The following is a 17,662-nucleotide window of genomic DNA, read 5'->3' on the forward strand; positions in this document are numbered from 1 at the left end:
TCGATGGCGGATATCGGCATACTAAGCGGTCGGTCACCGCTGCGGAACCCCGCCGCGGGAGCGTGCGCGGCCGGGCGCACGCCCCCGCGGGACCCGTCAACGGTGTGCGGGGAACTCCACGACCTGCTGGAAGGTCGGGCGGTTCTGCCAGCTGATCCGGTCGTCGGTGATGCCGCCCAGCGGGCGCTGGACGATCGAGTCGGCGCACCACTGGTCGCCGGCCGCGCACCCGCTGTCGTCGCCCGGGTAGAGGGTGCTCGCGGGCACCGCGGCCGCCTGCTTCAAGGTGGCCAGCAGCATGTCCCGGCAGGCGGCGAGCTGCCCGCCGCCGCAGTACGCCTGGGCGAGCGGCCCCTGCACGGGCTCGCCGAGCACCCGCCGCAGGTCCTTGTCGGTGTACGACCACCAGCCGTACTGGAAGGAGCTGCCCGCGTGCGCGCCGGTCGGGCCGTGCCCGGCCGAGGGCGACTCGTCGACCGTCAGGCTCGCGGCCAGCGCGTCGTACAGGTCGCCGCCCAGGCCCGGCCGGAACTCGCCCTGGACCAGCAGCGGCCACCAGGCGTCCATGATCCGCACCGCGTCGGCGTCGGCGTAGGTGTGCGAGCCGGCCGAGGTCTCGGTGCGCTTGGCGCCGTGCGCCTGCCAGGCGGTGAGCGCCCGGACGGCCGCGGCCTCCTGCGGGTCGGTGACCGGCGCGCTGCCGATGACCTGGAGCAGGTCGGGCAGCAGGTCCTCGCCGCGCAGGTCGGTCAGGGCCGCGTCCTCCATGGCCTCGGTGAGCGAGGCCCGGGTCACCCCGCCAGCCCGCACCAGCGCCTTGACCCGGTCCTCCAGCAGGTCGGCCCGGTGCACGGAGCCGTCGCCGAAGCCGGCCGCGGTGTAACCGGGCGCCTGCTTGTTGTTCCAGCTGACGTAGTAGTCCTGGTCGATCGACTGCGGGTGCTGGGCGGGCGGGGTGTAGTCGGCGGTGTTGTGCGCGGGGTCGAAGCCCTGCCAGTCGTACGGCCCGGTCCCCCACACCGGGAAGGAGGGGTCGACGCCCGGGGCCCGCACCGGGTTGGTGCCGCTGTTGTAGTACGCGATCTGGCGGGAGTCGGCGTAGAACCAGTTGAAGGTGTAGTTGATGTCCTGCGCGGCCTTCTGGAAGGAGGCCGCGTCGTGCACGAAGCCGGGGTCGTTGAGTTCCTGGAAGCCGATGATCGAGTCGGCCTCGTGCATGTAGGAGCTGCGCAGCTGGGTGTACGCCACCGGCGTGCCGCCGACCGTGGCCCGGTACTCCACCGGCCCGTAGGCGGTGCGCCACACCTGCATCCGGTACGAGCCCGCGGGCGTGGAGTCGGCGAGCGTGGGCGACCAGGAGTTGGTGCGCTCCAGCTTCTCCATCGGCACGCAGGTGCCGTGCAGCAGGTAGTGCGTGTCGTCCTGGCACAGCCGCACCGCGTAGGTGTCGGTGACGTCCTGCGCCGCGGAGGTCGCGCTCCAGGCGTAGTCCTGCCCGCGGCCGAGCTCCACGTACATCCCCAGGCCCGCGAAGGAGGCGCCGCGCGCGCTGATGCCCGGGCCCTGCAGTTCCTGCAGCATCAGCAGCTGGGGCGCGAAGTAGCCGGTCTGCGGGCCGAAGACGGCGACGGGGTGGCCGCTCGCGGTGTGCGCGCCGCTGACCACCAGGGCGTTGGACATGCCCTTCTTTGGGGTGTCGAAGAGGTTCGCGGGCAGCATCCCGGGGCTCTTGGTCGTCGCCTGCGTGGCGCCGCCGGTGGCGTCGTGGACCAGCGGTTCGGGCACCACCGAGCCGGGGTCGGGCAGCGCCTCGCCCTGCGGGTCGGCCGGCTTGCCCGCGTACGGGAAGCTGCTGCCGTCGTGGACGGTGGAGGTGGCCTCGGGGTCGTCCCGCTCGCGGAAGGACTCCCAGACCTTCGTGCCCTCCTGGACGCCGTACTTCTGCTGGGCGGCCGCGAGCGACAGCGCCTGCTGCACCTCGCCGCCGCCCCCGGTGCCGAACAGGGCGCCGATCACCGAGGCGAGCGCGATCAGGTCGGTGAGCTTGAAGGGCTCGATGTCACCGGCGTTGGTGATCGGGTCCACATGGCCGGTCAGGTCGTACTCGCCGGGGAAGGAGCGGCTGTTCTTCGCGGCGGTGATGTACGCGTTGATGCCGTCGATGTACGACTGGGCGTCGGCCATCGCCTGCCGGCCGCGGTCGCCGGCGTTCGTGTTCAGCCAGTCGATCTGCGCCTGCAGGTCGTCCTCGGTGTACGGCGCCTGCCGCCAGAACTCCTGCTCCAGGCCGCGGTTGGCGGCAGCGCCGCCCGCGAAGGACGACAGCTCGCCGCGGCCGACGTGCCGGAAGAGGTCCATCAGCCACAGCCGGTCCTGCGCGGCCGCGTACCCGGCGCCGAACTCGGTGCCCGAGCGGGTGGTGCCCTTGATGTGCGGCACACCGGTGGCCTTGTCCCGGGTGATCGTCACGTCCGCGCGCGGGCTGGTCACGGAGGCGACCTGGCCCGCGGGCACGCCGAAGGAGGAGTCGTCGAAGAACGTGTCGATCGTGGCGTCGGTCAGGCCCTGATAGCCGGTGGCGAGCGAGGAGTACGGCCCGAGCTGGTCCATGGTGTGCGCCGGGCGGGTGCCCAGCACCTTGTTGGCGAGGATGTCGGCGAGGGTGGCGTTGCCGTTCTCGCCGGGCGGCAGGATGTCGGAGCACTGCCCGCCGCAGTAGTCGCTCCCGCCGTCGGCCGCGTGGCTCGCCCCCGGGGCGAGGAGGGTGGCGGCGAGCGCGAGGAGCGCGGTCGCGGCGGCGGCACGGAGTTTCAGCCGGTGCCTGGGCCGGGCGTGGGGGGTGCGCGGGGCATGAAGGGTGCGGGTCGAGGTGCCGGTCGGGCGTGGGGTCCGTAGCGGCATGTCTGCTCCTTCCGGAAGCCGGTGCGCGGAGGTTACTGCCGGTACCCCGCCCCCGAAAGGCGAGGACGGGTCAGGTTTTGGGCCCCCGCGAGCGAAGGGCCCCAGCCGTGGGTGCCCGTGAGCGTGAAGGGCGCCGCCCGGGGGTGCTGTTGAGTGTGAGGGTCCCCGGCGGGGGTGCCCGTGAGCAGGAACCAGCGGGAGGTGAAAAGCCCTGGAGCCGAAGGGCGCGTCGCTGTCGAAAGGGAGATCACGCGCAGGCCGTGAGGAACGAGCGGCCGAGCATGTTCGACCGTCGACAGTGACTCCAGCGCCCGGAGGCGGAAGGGCGTCTAGAAAAAGGAGGGGTGGGCAGGGGTAACGTGGTGCGGCGTTTGGGGGGCGTGCAGGTTAACGGGTGTGAAGGACGGGGGGAGACGTATGCGTCAGGCGGGGGTGCTCGACGTCGGGTGCCACAGCGCGCTGCTGACGGTGGTGCGGGCGGCGCCCGGGGCGGGGCTGGAGCCGGTCTTCTCCCGGAAGGTGCGGCTGCGGCTGCACCGGACGCTGGACGACGCCGGGCGGCTGGACGACGCCGGGGTGCGCAGTGTGGAGCGGGCCGTGGCGCGGACCCGGCCGGACGCCTCGGTCTTCGCCTTCGCCACCTCCGTGATCAGGGACGCGCCGAACCGCGACGAGGTCATCGGCCGCGTGGCGCAGGCCACCGGCACCCGGCTCAGCGTGCTCAGCGGTGAGGAGGAGGCGCGGCTCGCCTATGTGGCCGCCCGCCGTTGGGCCGGCCCGGGGACGGGCCCGCTGCTGGTGCTGGACATCGGCGGCGGCACCGTGGAGGTCGCCGCGGGTGCGGCGGCGCGCCCGGACCGGGCGCTCTCGCTGCCGCTGGGCGCCCGCCGCGTCACCCGGGACCGCCTCATCAGGGGCTCCGGCAAGAACCTCTCCCCGGCCCGCAGCCACCTGCGCCGCGCGCTGGCGTCCGTTCCCGAACTGCCCGCGGCCGGACCGGGCGTACGCGTGCTCGCCTGCTCCAAGACCTTCGAGCAGCTAGCCGCATTGGCCGCCGCCGACGTTCCGGGAGCGGACCCCCGGGTGCTGACCCGCGCCGGGCTGCACGCCGCGGTCCGGCTGCTGGCCCGTACCCCGCTCGCCCAGCGCGGGGGGCTGCCGGGGATCTCCCGGCACCGCGCCGGGCAGTCGCTGGCCGGGGCGCTGGTCGCGGAGGCGCTGATGGAGGCGTGCGGGGCCGAGGCCGCCGAGATCTGCCCGTGGTCCACCCGCGAGGGCCTGCTCCTGGAACGGCTCGCACTCAGCCGCCCTGCGGCAGGAGCGTACCGAGAGGGCCCAGGTCGAGGTTGAGGTCCTCCATGGCCAGGCCGTGCTGCTCGCACAGGTCGGCCATGCGGTCGTGGAGCACCATCAGCGTCATGCCCAGCCGCTCCTCCTGATCCTCCGTCAGGTCGCCCTGGTCCACCCGGTGCAGTGCGGTCCGCTCCATCAACTGCCGCAGCAGTTCGACGATGGTGAGCACCAGCTTCATCAGGTCGCGCTCCACCGTGTCGGGGTCGGCGCGCACCCGGCCGGCAGGCAGCGGGCGGGGGGATCGGGGGAAGGGGCCGCCGCTGCCGCCCGTGGAACCGCCCGTGCCGTTCCGATGGCTCTCGCCGGTCGGGCTGTTCACGCCGTTCACGCTGTTCGGGTCGCCGCCCGCCGCTCCGCCGTCGCCGTCCCGGGCGGCCGCGCCCGGGAGGAGGTCGAACGCCTGGGCCGCGGCCCTTGCCACGTCGTTCCACCGGTCGTCGGTCATCGCTACCGCCTCGCTCCGTTCGTACGGTGTGCCGGGCCGTGCCCGGTCGGCTCCGTGGCGCGCAGCGCACAGGGACCGACCGGGCACGGCCGCGCCGGGCCTCATGTCTCGCGTCCGGTGCCGTATCAGGGTGGCGCCGTCCACCGACGGGCGCTCACCAGGGCGCCGGCGCGCCGGGTCCCAGGGAGCGGATCACCGCCCGCAGGTTGATGTGCACCAGGTCCACGTCCGCCACCGACAGCACGACGTCCCCGGTCAGCACGGCGCCGCCGTTCAGCAGCCGGTCCAGCAGGTCGATCAGCGCCACCTGCCGCTGGGCGGGCGCGGCGTCCCTGGGCTCAGGAAGCATGGGTTTCCTCCTGCGCGGCGGCCGTCGTGGCGAAGGAGTACGGCGCCCAGGGGCCGGTGACCTCCACCCGCACACCCGGGCGGACGCTACCGAGCGCGTCGAGGGCGGCGCGGAAGGCGTCCTCCTGCGCGGCCGGGACGAGGAACGCCAGGTTGGCGACGTTCTCGCCGGCGGCGGACGACAGCACGCCGGCCTGCGGGCGGTGCCGTACGCAGGCCACGGCGAACTGCCCGGCCCGCTCCAGCACCCGCTCGGCCATCGCCTCGGCCTCGCCGTAGGAGCGCCGCTCGCCCTCGCGCTGGGCCCGCCGCATACGCAGGTATTCGCGCCCGGAGGCGGCCGGACCACCCGCTGCGGGTGTACGGGATGCCGGGCGCGGCTCCGCGTACACCTTGACGCCGAACTCCCGCCGCCCGTCGAGCCGTTGCAGCAGGGGCTCGAAGGTGCGCGCGCTCAGCGCCAGCATGCCCCGTACCCCGGCGTCGTCGGCGTAGACGCTCGCCAGGCGCATCGGCAGCACGGTCAAGGTGCCGAACAGCGCGGCCACCACCTCGTGGTGGGCCCGGGCGAGCTGCTCCAGCCGTCCCAGGTCGTCCAGTTGGGCCCGCAGGCCCTCCTCGCCGAACCGGTCGGCGGGCACGTCGGAGACAAAAGCGGCCCAGCCCTCGGCCCGTACCGCCCGCAGCGGGCTCGCCGCGGGGCCGACGGCGCCCAACCGGCGTGCAATGGCGTCGAGTTCCGGCGTGTCGCGGGCGACGGCGTACACGTAGCAGAGCGTGGCCACGCCGGTCCGTGCGCTCATCGGTCCGCCTCCTCGGCCGTGTGGGCGCGCGTACCGCGACCGGACCCCGCCGGCACCTCGGCCTGTGCGCGCAACCGCTCGATCTCGGCCCGCAGTTCGCGGTTCTGCTCCGCGAGTTCGCCGGGCGACGGGCCGCCGTCGCGGTTCCCGCCACGGGCACCCGAGGAGAGCGACGGGTCGTGCTCCCACCAGTCGATGCCCATCTCCTTCGCCTTGTCCACGGAGGCGACCAGCAGCCGCAGCTTGATCGTCAGCAGCTCGATGTCCAGCAGGTTGATCTGCACATCGCCCGCGATGACGATGCCCTTGTCGAGCACCCGCTCCAGGATGTCGGCGAGGTTGGCGGCACCCGGACCCTGGCCGTACGGGTCGGCCACCGACGGCGGTCCCGTACGGCCGGCCAGGCCGAAGCCGGGTTCAGGCATCGCCGCCGCCCTCGCCGCCGGTCCGGCGCGCGCCCCGAGGGGACGACGAGCGGGCGCTGCTCGCGGACTTGCGCCCGCTGCTGCCCGACGACGTGCCGCCCGTCCTCTTGCGGGGAGCGCTCTTCTTCGCCGCGGTCTTCTTGGCGGCCGTCTTCGCCGCGGGCTTGCGCGCGGTCTTCTTGGCGGCGGCCTTCTTCGCCGGCGCCGCCTTGGCCTTGTCCGGCCCTGACTCCTCGCCGGCCGCTTCCCGGTCCGGCCCGCCCAGGGCCCCCGCCGCCTTCCGGACCCCGTTGCCGAGGCCCGCTGCGGGAACGTGCTCGCGCAGGGTGCCGGCCAGGCCGCCGGCCCGCTTCGTCAGCGCCTGCGTCGTGGCCGCCCTGGTGGCGCCGACCGCGCGCTCCACGGCGTCGACGTCCACTCTGCGCAGGACCGGCGCACGGCTCAGCGCGGCTTTCAGCACCGCCGAGTCGACAAAGCGACTGCCGGCGGCGCCGGCCAGGCACACGCCCACCCCGACGGCCAGCCCGGCCTTCCTGCTGCGGCCCAGGGCGTACCCGCCCGCCAGGGCGGCCGCCACCTTCGCGTTCGTCATCATCGCACCTGCACCTCGTTCAGCTCGGGTTCGGGTTCGGGTCGGACGGCTGCCGTCAACCGCCCTGCTGGGAGCGGGACTCCAGCCACTCCAGGCGGTCCAGCAGCTCGTCCTCGCGCCGGTCGAACTCCGCCTCGTCGATGCGCCCGTCGAGCAGTTCCCGCTCCAGCGCGGCCAGTTGCTCCCGTACGGGCGCCGGGTCGTACATCTCCCGCTCGGCCTCGGCGACGACCTGCCCGACCACCCACACGGTGCCCCGCACCGGCAGCAGCGGCAGGCCGAGAAGCCCGCTGACCAGTCCCACGGCTCAGACGAAGCTGTAGGGCGGCAGGGGGCCGCTGGTGCGGAAGGCGTACGCGTCGCCGCAGCGCTCCGCCTCGCCGTGCACCGCCTCGGCGAAGGCCGCGGCCTGCTTGCGGTCCACCAGGAAGGAGACGTTGAGGAACGTCCCGCCGGTGGCCGGCGCCTCGCGGGTGCGCACCGCCGCGGGCGTCAGGGCGTCCATGATGCGGGCGGCGTCCTTCTGCTGCCGGGCCTGCGCCTGCTGGGCGGCGAGTTCGCCGAGTTCCATCTTCAGCCGCCGGTCGCCGGGGCGTTCGCGGGCCAGCTCGTTCAGCCGGCGCGCCTCGGGCACTTCGGCGAGCACCTGCCGGAGCAGGTCGTCCTCGTCCCGGGAGACCTTGACGTTGTACTCGCGGCAGCCGTCGAGTTCGGCCAGCCGGTCGGTGTACTGCTGCTCGCGCTCGCGCACCGAGGCGATGGTCTGCTCGTCGTCGGGGGCGACCAGGCCGAAGCGCATCGGCAGTACGGGGCCCTCGGACAGCAGGTGTTCGAGCACCCCTTGATGGGCCATCACGTCCCGCCGCTTGGCGCGCAGCCCCTCGGGCGCGTCGCTGACGACGACACCGAGCTGCCCGGAGGTCAGCACCCGCAGCTCGCGCGCGGGTTCGCCGACCCCCTTGAGCCCTTCCACGCGCAGCGGGTGCTCCTTGCCGGCGATGCCGTAGACATAGGTGGGCACGCTCAGTCCTCCTTGCGCCGCGAGGCCGTCCGCCGGCTGCTGCTGCTGCCGGACCTGCCGGAACTGCTCTTCTCCTCGTCGCCCTCGCGGTCGCCGCCGTGGATCGTCTCGGATATCGCCTCGGCGGCGCCGGCCAGCACGCCCTTGGACTTGCCCTTCGCGCCGGACTCGGTGGCCTCGCCGACCAGGTCGGTGAGCTGCGAGGGCGCCTTGCGGCCGGCTTCGAGGTCCAGCCGGTTGCACGCCTCGGCGAAGCGGAGATAGGTGTCCACACTGGCCACCACGATGCGGGCGTCCACCTTCAGGATCTCGATGCCCACCAGGGAGACGCGCACGAAGGCGTCGATGACGAGCCCCCGGTCGAGGATCAGCTCCAGGACGTCGTAGAGGTTTCCGGAGCCCCCGCCGCGAGAGACGGAGGAACTGCTCTGCGTGACGACACTCATGCCGCATTCCTTTCTGGGGCCGTGCGGCCGCGCCCCGCCCCGGGCCCGCGCGGCAGCGGTGCGCGCGTGCGCACCGGCCGGCCGCGGTTCGAGCCGGGTCGACGGGGAGTCAGCGGTCCACCTGCCCCCGGGAGTAACGGCGGACGCGCTCGTAGCCGAGCACCTCGCCGTTCGAATTCGTGTCCACGCGGTAGGAGGCCATCACGCTCGTGGTGTCGGGAACCCGTGGGAGCTCGACCATCTCCACGTGCGCGCGCCATCCGCGGTCCGTCGCCTCCACCGCCGACACCCCGGCCGGCTCGCACTGCAGCAACTCGGCCATCTGGCCGATGACCTCGCGCATCACCCGGGCGAGCGGCATGCGCTCGCCCGAGTCGGTGCTGTCTTCCTTCGTCGTCATGCTTCGTTCCAGACGGGTAGGTCCGATGAGGCAGGACCGCGTCACCGCGGCTGGAGGTCGCCTGCCCCCGACCTTCCGGACGTATGCACCCGCCTGCCGGCGCCGCCCCGGGACCCGGTCGGCGGGGCCGCCTGCGCGGCAGGCTCTCAGCCGCGCGCTTCCCGCAGCACGAACACGCCCCAACCCAGGTATTCACGCTGGTAGGTGAGATGGCGGCGCCGGCTGTGGTCCAGGAACTCGCGCATGTCGGCGGCGTCGGGGTGGTCGGCGGGAACGGCCCGCAGCCACTCGTCGATCGTGAACCACTGCTCGGCCGCGTAGCGGTCCCAGCTGTCGCGGTCGGCGAGCACCATCTCGACCAGTTCCATGCCCGCCGACGCGAACCGGTCCACTGTCCCGGCCAGCGACAGGTACTCCTCCGGCTCGACGCCGACCGCCTCGTACGCCTCCTCCGGCACGCCGTCCGCCCAGAACGGCTCGCCGATCAGCATCAGCCCGCCCGGCTTCAGCGCCCGGCGCAGCAACTCGACCGTGCCCACCGCGCCGCCGCCGATCCAGGTCGCGCCGAGGCACGAGACGACGTCGAAGGCGTGCGGCTCGGCCTCGTAGGCGGCCGCGTCGCCCCGCTCGAAAACCACTTCGGGGCCGACGCCCAGCTCCGCCGCCCGCAGCCGGGCCGCGGTCAGGAACACCTGGCTGATGTCGACCCCGACACCGCCGACGCCGTAGCGCTCGGCCCAGCGCAGCAGCATCTCGCCCTTGCCGCAGGCCAGGTCGAGCACCCGCTGCCCCTTCTGCAGCCGGCAGATCCGGCCGAGGAGCATCAGCTTCTCCTCGGTGATCGGGTTGAGGATGCGGTGTCCCGACTCGGCGATCTCGTGGTGGCGCAGGCTCATGCGGCTCCTCGGTGCTGCGGCGGCGGGGCCGGCGCGGGTCCCGGCCGTGGGTGCCCCGGAAAAGGGGCGGAACCCGCGCATCGTGCCGGAAGGGGCGGCCGGACGCCAAACGGTATGCGGCGCGGAGGTACCGATCGGGGGTGGCGGCCGGCGCGTTCGGGGGCAGCCGGGAGTCGGCGGTGGCCGCGCGACCGAGTCCTGCGACGGCCCTGCGACGGCCCTGCGACGGTCCTGCGCGGTCCTGCGCGGTCCTACGACGGCAGCGCTGTCAGGCTCTCGGCGGTCGCGAGCACCGTCTCCTCCCAGGAGCGCGGCTGCCAGCCGAGCAGGCGGCGGGCCCGGTCGCTGCGGACGTGCCGGATGACACCGAGGTTGGGGACCATGGCGGCTGCCTCCGGGTTGCGCCGGGCGGCGAACTTGACCGACCAGTCCGGCAGTTTGCGGGTCGGCACGCGCGCGCCGGCCGGGCCGAGGCGGTGCCTGAGCAGCGCGGCGATGTCCCGCAGGCCGACGGCGTCGCCCGCCGCGGCCAGGAAGCGCCGCCCGGCGGCCGCGGGGTCGGACATCGCCCGCAGGTGCAGGTCGGCGACGTCGCGGACGTCCACCACGGCGAAGTACATCCGCGGCACGCCCTGCATCGCGCCCTCCAGCAGCCGCTTGACCAGGCCGATCGAGGAGGCGTAATCGGGGCCGAGCACGGGCCCGAAGATCCCGACCGGGTTGACGACGGCCAACTCCATTGCGCCGCCCTCGCGTTCGGCGAAGTCCCAGGCGGCACGCTCGGCCAGGGCCTTGGACTTCACATAGGCGCCGACGCCCGGGCTCGCGGTGTCGGTCCAGTCCTCCTCGGTGAACGGCCGCTCGGTCGGCGGGTGGCCGTAGCCGATGGCGGCGAAGGAGGAGGTGAGCACGACCCTGCGCACCCCGGCGTCGCGTGCCGCCCGCAGCACGCGCAGGGCGCCCTCCCTGGCGGGAGTGATCACCTCGTCCTCGTCCTTGGGCGCGCCCGGCGGGAAGGGCGAGGCGACATGCAGGACGTAGGCGCAGCCCTCGACGGCCTCGCTCCAGCCGTCGTCGGCGGAGAGGTCGGCGAGGGTGAAGGTGAGGGGGTCCGGGGTGGGGCTGGTGGGGGCCGGGGCGTCCGAGGCGGGGGCGTCCGAGGCAGTGTCCGGGACCGGGCCGCGAGCATTGGGCGCGGGGGCGTTGCGTGCGGGAGCGTCCTTTGCGTGGGCCTCCGGAGCGGCGGTGCGGGTGCCGTTCAGGGCGCGGCCCGCCGCGACCATGGCCCGCACGTCCGGCTCGCGCGCGGCCGAGCGGACCGTCGTACGGACCCGGTAGCCGCGTTCGAGGAGTTGGGCGATGCAGTGGGCGGCGAGGAAGCCCGAGCCGCCGGTGACCAGTACGCGTTCCCCGCTCATGCCGTGTCGCTCCTGTCCTGGTGGGCCGCGTTCGGCGGGCCCGTGGTCTTCGGGTCGCGGCCCTCCGCGGGTGCGCTCTGCGGGCGCCCCTCGGCGGGCCTCGCCTCCGATCGTGCCCGCGCCGGTCACGGGCAGTAAGCCCCTGCCGGCCCTGGTACCCGCGGGGACAGGATGCGCGGGCGGGGTCGCCGTACGCTGGCGGCATGGCGACGGCGAGCGGACTCGGCGACTACCTGCGGGCGTGCCGCGAGCGGCTGCGGCCCGGCGAGGTGGGACTGCCCGAGGGCGCGCGACGGCGGGTGCCGGGGCTGCGGCGCGAGGAAGTGGCGCTGCTCGCGGGGATCAGCGTGGAGTACTACCTGCGACTGGAGCAGGGCCGTGACCAGCACCCTTCCGACCAGGTACTGGACAGCATCGCGCGGGCGCTGCGGCTGGAACCGGACGCGGAGGCGTACCTGCGGGCCCTCGCCCGGCCGCTGCGGCCGCCCGCGCGGCGCCGTCCGGGCCGGCCCGAGCGGGTGAGCCCTGGCGTACGGACGCTGATCGCCACCTGGGAGACCACGCCCGCGATGGTGCACGGCCGCACCATGCTGACGCTGGCCGCGAACCCGATGGCGGTGGCGCTCAATCCGCTCTTCGCCGCGGGCGTGAACACGCTGCGTGCCGCCTTCCTGGAGCCGGAGATGCGCGCGTTCTACCGGGATTGGGACGCGATGACGGCGAAGACGGTCGCGTATCTGCGCTCGGTGGCGGCGGGGGTGGACGATCCGCGGCTGCTGGAGGTGGTCGGGGAGCTGAGCGTGCACAGCGAGCGGTTCCGGACGCTGTGGGCGCGGCAGGATGTGCGGCTGACGACGAGCGGGGTGGCGCTGCTGCGGCACCCGCAGGTCGGTGACCTGGACCTGCACTACGAGAAGCTGGCGCTGCCGGGGGCGCCGGGGCAGATGCTGGTGACGTACCACGCGGAGCCGGGGTCGGTGTCGCACGAGCGGCTGCTGTTGCTGGCGCACTTGGCGCGGCGGACGGCGGACGGGGCGGCGGGACCGCCGAGTGTGCCACCGGGTGGGCCTTCCGGTGCGGGGGCGGGCGTGGTGGGCGAGCGGGCCGCCGAGGAGGCGGTGGGCGGGACGGGCGACGTGGTCAGGGGGACGCGTTGACACTTCAGGCCCTGCGCAACCATGCTGAGGCCGTAGCTGAGCAAGCGCTTGGAAACCGGTGTACCCCGGAACCGTGCCCTGCAGGAGGCCCCATGTCCCAGCCCCGTATCTTCGCCTCGGTCGACGAGCTGCGTGCCTCCGTGGGCGAGCAGCTCGGCCCGACGGACTGGCGGGAGATCGACCAGAAGCGGATCGAGCTGTTCGCGGACGCGACCGACGACCACCAGTGGATCCACGTCGATACGGAGCGGGCGGCGCACGGTCCGTTCGGCAGCACGATCGCCCACGGTTTCCTGACGCTCTCGCTGGTGTCGTCGCTGGCCGCGGAGCTGTACCGGGTCGAGGGCGTGCGGATGGCCGTGAACTACGGCGTCAACAAGGTGCGCTTCCCCGCGGCGGTGCCCGTCGGCTCGCGACTGCGGGCCACGGCGAAGCTGGCCGAGGTTGCGGAGGCTGGCGGGGGCGTGCAGTTGGTGGCGCAGGTGACGATCGAGCGCGAGGGCGGGGAGAAGCCGGTGTGTGTGGCGGAGACGGTGGTGCGGTTCTACTTGTAGGGCGCGCTTGGTGCCGGGCCTTGTGGCAGAGCGCGGCGGGGCCGCGGCGGTCGTGGCGGGCTGCTTGCTCGCGGTGCCACGTACAGCCAGGCGCCGGGGTCAGTCCGCTCGGCGGACCATGCGCAGGACGAGGTCGGCGTAGAGCTCGCCCACCTCGTCGGGCGTACGGTGGCCGGCCGGATTGAACCAGCGCGCCACGTCGATGCACAGCGAGAGCACCGCCAGGGTGGTGCCGGAGACGTCGGCCACGTCGAACTCCCCGGCAGCGACGCCGTCCCGGATCACCGAGCGGATCGCCTCCTCGCTCTGCCGGCGCATCACGACGATCTCCGCGAAGTGCTCCTCGGCGAGCGCGCCCAGCTCGTACTGCACGATGCGGCCGGTCGTGTGGTGCTCGGCGTGCCAGCGGACGAAGGCGCGTACGGCGGCGGCCAGTCGCTCGGCCGCGGTGCCCTCGGCGTCCCGAGCCTCCTCGAGCATCGCCAGCGAGCGCACGTGGCCCACCTTGCTGATCTGGTAGAGCAGTTCTTCCTTGGTCTTGTAGTGGATGTAGAGCGCGGCCGGGCTCATGCCGGCCCGGCTCGCGATGTCCCGGGTGGTCGTGGCGTGGTACCCGCGCTCGGCGAACGCCTCGACCGCGGCGACCACCAGCCGCCTGGCGGCGTCGGGGGTGATCTCGCCCCATGCCTGGATTGCCGCCTCCGCGCTCATTGCCCGCTCCTCACACCCGTCGGTTGACAGGGTCACACCCTACCGGGAAGGGTGAGCAAGCGCTTAGCGGCACTGGTGGGTGCTCTTGGGGAGCGCGGGCGAGCGACGCGTACGGCGGGGCCGGGCGCGGGAAGGCGCGCGGACGGGGGGCGCGCGGGAAGGCGCGCGAACGTACACAGGCGCGGGGAGGGGCGCGGCAAAAGCGGGCGAACGCGCAGGGGCGCGGGCGGCGCGCGAACGTATAGGGACACGGGCGGAGAGAGGCCCGAAGGCGGGGCAGCCGCTCGGCTCGAACGCCCGCGTACGTGCTCAGAACACCGCGCTCAGAACGCCGACACTCCCGTCAGCGCTCGTCCGATGAGCAGCTTGTGGATCTGGCTGGTGCCCTCGTACAACGTCATCACCCGCGCGTCGCGCAGCAGCTTGCCGACCGGGTACTCGTCGATGTAGCCGTAGCCGCCGAAGACCTGGAGGGCGTTGTTGGCGCAGCGGACGGCGGCCTCGCTGGCGTAGAGCTTGGCGGTGGAGGACTCGGTCGCGAAGGGCAGACCGCGGTCGATGCGGTCGGCGACCCGCCAGGTGAGCAGGCGGGCGGCGTCCACGTCGACGGCGATGTCGGCGAGCAGTTCCTGCACCAGCTGGTGGCCCGCGATCGGCGTGCCGAACTGCTCGCGCTGCCCGGCGTACCCGGTGGCCGCCTCCAGGCACGCCTGGGCGATGCCGACGCAGCCCGCGGCCACCGACATCCGCCCCTTGGCCAGGGCCGACATGGCGACCGAGAAGCCCTTGCCCTCGGGGCCGAGCAGGGCGCTTTCCGGAACCCGTACGGCGTCCAGCACCAGCTCCGCGGTCGCCTGCCCGCGCAGGCCGAGCTTGCCGTGCACCTCGCGGCGGATGAGCCCGGGGGCATCGGTGGGCACGAGGAAGGCGCTGATGCCGCGGTGGCCCTCGCCGCCGGTGCGGGCGAAGAGCAGGACGACGTCGGCCCAGGTGCCGTTGGTGATGAACATCTTGCTGCCGGTCAGCAGGTAGTCGCTGCCGTCACGAATGGCGCGGGTGGTGAGGTTCGCGGCGTCGGAGCCGGTGCCGGGTTCGGTGAGGCCGAAGCAGCCGAGCGCTTCGCCGGAGGTGAGCCGGGGCAGCCAGTCGCGCTTCTGCGCCTCGGTGCCCCAGGTGTTTATCGACTTGGCGACAAGGCCGAGCGAGACGGAGACGATGCCGCGCACCGAGGACTCGGCCCGGCCCAGCTCCTCGGTGACCAGGCAGTACGCGAGGTGGTCGCCGCCCGAGCCGCCGTGCTCCTCGCCGATGGTCAGGCCGAGGAAGCCGAGCGCGCCGAGCTTCTTGACGATGCCGCGGTCCACGCTCTCCGCCCTGTCCCACTCGGCGGCGTGGGGAGTGATCTCGCGGTCGGCGAAGTCCCTGGCCAGCGCCTGGACGGCGGCCTGCTCCTCGGACAGCTCAAGGTCCACTGCGCTCCAGCCCTTCCAAACTAGCACCGCTAGTTTCTTGTCGGCAGCCTCTACTATGTGCCGCATGGCACGCCCCCGCAAGCCCCTGCTCAGCCGCGACCGCATCGTGGCGGCAGCGCTCGCCCTCATCGACGCCGAGGGCCTGGCCGCGCTGTCCACCCGGCGGCTCGCCGCGGAACTCGGCGTCAGCGGGCCCTCGCTCTACAACCACTTCGCCACCAAGGAGGCGATCCTCGACGCCGCCGCCGACACGGTCATCGGCAACGTCGACGTGTCGATGTTCGGCGACGGCCGGCACGACTGGCGCGCCGCCCTGCTGGAGTGGGCCCGCTCCTACCGCGCCGCCCTCACCGCCCACCCGAACATCGTGCCCTTCCTCGCGGTCGGCCCCGGTCTGCGTCCGGCCGGCCTGCGGATGGCCGACGCCGTCTTCGGCGGCATGGTCGAGGCGGGCTGGCCGCCGGCGCAGGCCACCCGGATCGGGGCGCTGATGCGGTACTTCGTCACGGGCTCCGCGCTCGGCACCTTCGCCGGCGGCTTCGTCGGCGACCCGGCGGCCTACGACCCCGCCGACTACCCCCACCTCGGCCAGGCCCACCGCCTCGCCGACCACCGCGAGCAGGTGGACGCCGCGGCTTTCGAGACGGGCCTGCGGGCGCTGGTGGACGGGCTGGCCCTGCAGTTCCGCTGAGGCGGTTCCGTGCGGTCCGGGGGCTCGCCGGACGGTGCGATAGGCGGTGCGGTCGGACGGTGCGGTCGGACGGTGCGGTCGGATGGTCCCCGGCTCGCCCGGCCTGGTGCCGCTCGCGGCAAATCCGGTGCCCTGTACGGCCGTTGCGGTGACAGGATGACGCGCATGACCGACATCGCTGCCGAACCTGCTCCCGCAGGCACCCTCGTCCAGGTCAACTACCGCAAGTACGACGGCTCCCTGCACTGGAACCTGCGCATGCGCCGCCTCGGCGAGGACGAGCACGGCACCTGGCTCGGCCTGCCCGCCAACGGCGTGATGCGCAAGGGCCACAACCCCGAGGTCCCTCTGCCCGAGGCCCATGTCATCCTCTTCCCGCGCGACGCCTGGTGGACGGCCGTTTTCAACGACGCCCCGCGCACGACGGAGATCTACTGCGACATCACGACTCCTCCCCGCTGGCTCTCTCCCACCGAGGTCACCATGGTGGACCTCGACCTCGATGTCCTGCGCAAGCGCGGCGCCGACCTCCCCCTCCTCGTGGACGAGGACGAGTTCGCCGAGCACCAGGTCCGCTACGGCTACCCCGCCGACGTCATCCGCTCCGCCGAGCAGTCCGCCCAGTGGCTGATGACCGCCGTCGCCAACGGCATCGGCCCCTTCGGCGGCGCCCACCTCCCCTGGCTCGCGATGGTCGCCTGACGGGCCCGGCCTTTCGTCGACCCGCCCTGCCCTGCCCGGTCGCGCTCCCCGTACGGCCTGCCCGGTCAGGGCCGGTCGTACGGTCAGAACACCACCAGCGCGCGCCCACCCCGCCCGGCGGTCATCGCCTCGAACGCCGCCGGTATGCCGTCCAGCCCGATCCGGTCGGTGACCAACTGCCCCAGGTCGAATCGCCCTTCGCGGACATGCCCGGCCAGCACCGGCAGGTCCCGCGCCGGGTCGCAGTTGCCGTACACGCAACCGCTCAGCGTCCGCCCGAAGTAGAACAGCTCCAGCGCCGAGAACGTCACCTGCTGCTCCTGCCCGCCGATCCCGACCACGATCGTGCGGCCGCCACGCCTCGTGGACGACCACGCGGTCCTGATCGTCTCGGCCCGCCCCACGCACTCGATCGCCACATCCGCCCCGTACCCTCCGGTGACCCCACGGATCCGCTTCGCCGTGTCCTCCCCCGCCACCACGAACTCCGTGGCTCCCGCCGCCCTCGCCAGCTCCTCCTTCCCCGCTGCCGCATCCACCGCCACCACCTGTCCCGCACCCGCGATCCGCGCCGACTGCAGCACCGCCAGGCCGACCCCGCCCACGCCGAACACCGCGACTGTCTCGCCTGCCCGCACCGCCGCCGCATGGTGCACCGCCCCGTATCCGGTCAGCACCGCACACCCCAGCAGCGCCGCGTCCTGCAACGGCACCCCGTCCGGCAGCGGCAGCACCGCGCTCCCCGCCACCACCGTCTCCTCCGCGAACACCCCCGTGCCCAGCCCCGGGTACAGCGCGCTCCCGTCCCCGGCGAGCCGCGCGTACGGTTCGGCCGCGCCCGCCGCCGAGTTCGCACACAGCCACGGCTCGCCCAATCCGCAGAAGTGGCACGCTCCGCACGCCGGCGCCCAGTTGAGCACCACCGCATCCCCTACGGCCACATGCGTGACGCCCTCCCCCACCGCCACCACCGTGCCCGCCCCCTCATGCCCCAGCACCGCAGGCACCGGCTGCCGCAACGTCCCGTTCGACAGCGACAGATCCGAGTGACACACCCCCGCCGCCGCCAACCGCACCCGCACCTGCCCCGCCCCCGGCCCGGGCAACTCGATATCGGCCACCCTCAGCGGCGCGTTGACCTCCGGCAGTACAGCGGCGCGAACCACGATGCCTCCTGAACGATGTGCGGTGTGCGGGTGCGGTGTGCGGGTGCGGTGTGCAGCGGGTGCGGTACCGCGGTTGTGCGGCAATGACGGATGCAGGCGAGGACGCCCAGCGAGTCCAGAGAGTGGTGAAAGCGAGGACGCCCGGAGAGTGGGGGCCGGGG

The 17,662-nt window shown here is 73.7% G+C and carries 20 protein-coding genes; 5 read left to right on the forward strand and 15 right to left on the reverse strand.

What is annotated here, in order from left to right:
• Nucleotides 1-96: 96 nt before the first annotated feature.
• Nucleotides 97-2,901: a penicillin acylase family protein gene (locus BLR33_RS31295; protein WP_093788041.1), complete on the reverse strand. Its 2,805-nt coding sequence runs from the start codon at nucleotides 2,899-2,901 to the stop codon at nucleotides 97-99.
• 417 nt (nucleotides 2,902-3,318) lie between these two features.
• Here BLR33_RS31295 and BLR33_RS31300 point away from each other — a divergent pair, with 417 nt between their 5' ends.
• The gene (locus tag BLR33_RS31300; protein WP_093788042.1) at nucleotides 3,319-4,251 is read left to right on the forward strand and encodes a Ppx/GppA phosphatase family protein; all 933 of its coding nucleotides are present in this window, start codon (nucleotides 3,319-3,321) and stop codon (nucleotides 4,249-4,251) included.
• Here the strand turns inward: BLR33_RS31300 and BLR33_RS31305 are convergent.
• The 11 genes from BLR33_RS31305 to BLR33_RS31355 all read right to left on the reverse strand — a co-directional run bounded on the left by BLR33_RS31305 (nucleotide 4,202) and on the right by BLR33_RS31355 (nucleotide 11,048).
• Complete coding sequence (locus BLR33_RS31305) at nucleotides 4,202-4,699, reverse strand: gas vesicle protein K (protein ID WP_245771790.1); 498 nt, start codon at nucleotides 4,697-4,699, stop codon at nucleotides 4,202-4,204. The genes BLR33_RS31300 and BLR33_RS31305 overlap by 50 nt on opposite strands.
• 154 nt (nucleotides 4,700-4,853) lie before the next feature.
• Complete coding sequence (locus BLR33_RS31310; protein WP_093788043.1) at nucleotides 4,854-5,048, reverse strand: gas vesicle protein; 195 nt, start codon at nucleotides 5,046-5,048, stop codon at nucleotides 4,854-4,856.
• Entirely contained in the window at nucleotides 5,038-5,850 is an 813-nt protein-coding gene (locus tag BLR33_RS31315) for a GvpL/GvpF family gas vesicle protein (protein WP_093788044.1), read from the reverse strand. Before BLR33_RS31315 ends, BLR33_RS31310 begins: the two co-directional genes overlap by 11 nt.
• Nucleotides 5,847-6,275, reverse strand: coding sequence for a gas vesicle protein (locus BLR33_RS31320; RefSeq protein ID WP_093788045.1), 429 nt, complete (start codon nucleotides 6,273-6,275; stop codon nucleotides 5,847-5,849). The genes BLR33_RS31315 and BLR33_RS31320 overlap by 4 nt, the downstream gene beginning before the upstream one ends.
• Nucleotides 6,268-6,870: a hypothetical protein gene (locus tag BLR33_RS31325; RefSeq protein ID WP_093788046.1), complete on the reverse strand. Its 603-nt coding sequence runs from the start codon at nucleotides 6,868-6,870 to the stop codon at nucleotides 6,268-6,270. Before BLR33_RS31325 ends, BLR33_RS31320 begins: the two co-directional genes overlap by 8 nt.
• Nucleotides 6,871-6,922: 52 nt before the next feature.
• Nucleotides 6,923-7,171 carry a gas vesicle protein GvpG gene (locus BLR33_RS31330; protein ID WP_093788047.1) on the reverse strand — a complete coding sequence of 83 codons (249 nt, stop codon included), beginning with the start codon at nucleotides 7,169-7,171 and terminating at the stop codon, nucleotides 6,923-6,925.
• Between the two features lie 3 nt (nucleotides 7,172-7,174).
• On the reverse strand, nucleotides 7,175-7,888 hold the full coding sequence (locus BLR33_RS31335) for a GvpL/GvpF family gas vesicle protein (protein WP_093788048.1): 714 nt from the start codon (nucleotides 7,886-7,888) through the stop codon (nucleotides 7,175-7,177).
• 2 nt (nucleotides 7,889-7,890) lie between these two features.
• Nucleotides 7,891-8,334, reverse strand: coding sequence for a gas vesicle structural protein GvpA (locus tag BLR33_RS31340; RefSeq protein ID WP_093788049.1), 444 nt, complete (start codon nucleotides 8,332-8,334; stop codon nucleotides 7,891-7,893).
• A 109-nt stretch (nucleotides 8,335-8,443) separates the two neighbouring features.
• Entirely contained in the window at nucleotides 8,444-8,734 is a 291-nt protein-coding gene (locus BLR33_RS31345) for a gas vesicle protein GvpO (protein WP_093788050.1), read from the reverse strand.
• A 146-nt stretch (nucleotides 8,735-8,880) separates the two neighbouring features.
• The gene (locus BLR33_RS31350; RefSeq protein ID WP_093788051.1) at nucleotides 8,881-9,630 is read right to left on the reverse strand and encodes an SAM-dependent methyltransferase; all 750 of its coding nucleotides are present in this window, start codon (nucleotides 9,628-9,630) and stop codon (nucleotides 8,881-8,883) included.
• A gap of 251 nt (nucleotides 9,631-9,881) precedes the next feature.
• Nucleotides 9,882-11,048 carry an SDR family oxidoreductase gene (locus BLR33_RS31355; RefSeq protein WP_093788052.1) on the reverse strand — a complete coding sequence of 389 codons (1,167 nt, stop codon included), beginning with the start codon at nucleotides 11,046-11,048 and terminating at the stop codon, nucleotides 9,882-9,884.
• A 203-nt stretch (nucleotides 11,049-11,251) separates the two neighbouring features.
• On the opposite strand from BLR33_RS31355, the gene BLR33_RS31360 reads away from it, so the two are divergent.
• Together BLR33_RS31360 and BLR33_RS31365 are read left to right on the forward strand one after the other, a co-directional pair.
• Complete coding sequence (locus BLR33_RS31360) at nucleotides 11,252-12,205, forward strand: helix-turn-helix domain-containing protein (RefSeq protein ID WP_093788053.1); 954 nt, start codon at nucleotides 11,252-11,254, stop codon at nucleotides 12,203-12,205.
• 92 nt (nucleotides 12,206-12,297) lie between these two features.
• Nucleotides 12,298-12,759: a MaoC family dehydratase gene (locus tag BLR33_RS31365; RefSeq protein WP_093788054.1), complete on the forward strand. Its 462-nt coding sequence runs from the start codon at nucleotides 12,298-12,300 to the stop codon at nucleotides 12,757-12,759.
• Nucleotides 12,760-12,858: 99 nt separating this feature from the next.
• Here the strand turns inward: BLR33_RS31365 and BLR33_RS31370 are convergent, their stop codons facing one another.
• On the reverse strand, nucleotides 12,859-13,470 hold the full coding sequence (locus BLR33_RS31370) for a TetR/AcrR family transcriptional regulator (protein WP_093788055.1): 612 nt from the start codon (nucleotides 13,468-13,470) through the stop codon (nucleotides 12,859-12,861).
• Between the two features lie 323 nt (nucleotides 13,471-13,793).
• Nucleotides 13,794-14,942: an acyl-CoA dehydrogenase family protein gene (locus tag BLR33_RS31375; RefSeq protein WP_093788056.1), complete on the reverse strand. Its 1,149-nt coding sequence runs from the start codon at nucleotides 14,940-14,942 to the stop codon at nucleotides 13,794-13,796.
• Between the two features lie 64 nt (nucleotides 14,943-15,006).
• Here BLR33_RS31375 and BLR33_RS31380 point away from each other — a divergent pair, with 64 nt between their 5' ends.
• Together BLR33_RS31380 and BLR33_RS31385 are read left to right on the forward strand one after the other, a co-directional pair.
• Nucleotides 15,007-15,633, forward strand: coding sequence for a TetR/AcrR family transcriptional regulator (locus tag BLR33_RS31380; protein ID WP_093788057.1), 627 nt, complete (start codon nucleotides 15,007-15,009; stop codon nucleotides 15,631-15,633).
• Nucleotides 15,634-15,798: 165 nt separating this feature from the next.
• Nucleotides 15,799-16,335 (forward strand): DUF402 domain-containing protein, encoded by a 537-nt coding sequence (locus BLR33_RS31385; protein WP_093788058.1) that lies wholly within the window; start codon nucleotides 15,799-15,801, stop codon nucleotides 16,333-16,335.
• An 83-nt stretch (nucleotides 16,336-16,418) separates the two neighbouring features.
• Here the strand turns inward: BLR33_RS31385 and BLR33_RS31390 are convergent, their stop codons facing one another.
• Nucleotides 16,419-17,501 (reverse strand): zinc-binding dehydrogenase, encoded by a 1,083-nt coding sequence (locus BLR33_RS31390; protein WP_093788059.1) that lies wholly within the window; start codon nucleotides 17,499-17,501, stop codon nucleotides 16,419-16,421.
• Nucleotides 17,502-17,662 lie beyond the last annotated feature (161 nt).

Origin of the sequence: Actinacidiphila guanduensis (genome assembly GCF_900103985.1) — a bacterium.
Taxonomy (GTDB): Bacteria; Actinomycetota; Actinomycetes; order Streptomycetales; family Streptomycetaceae; genus Actinacidiphila; species Actinacidiphila guanduensis.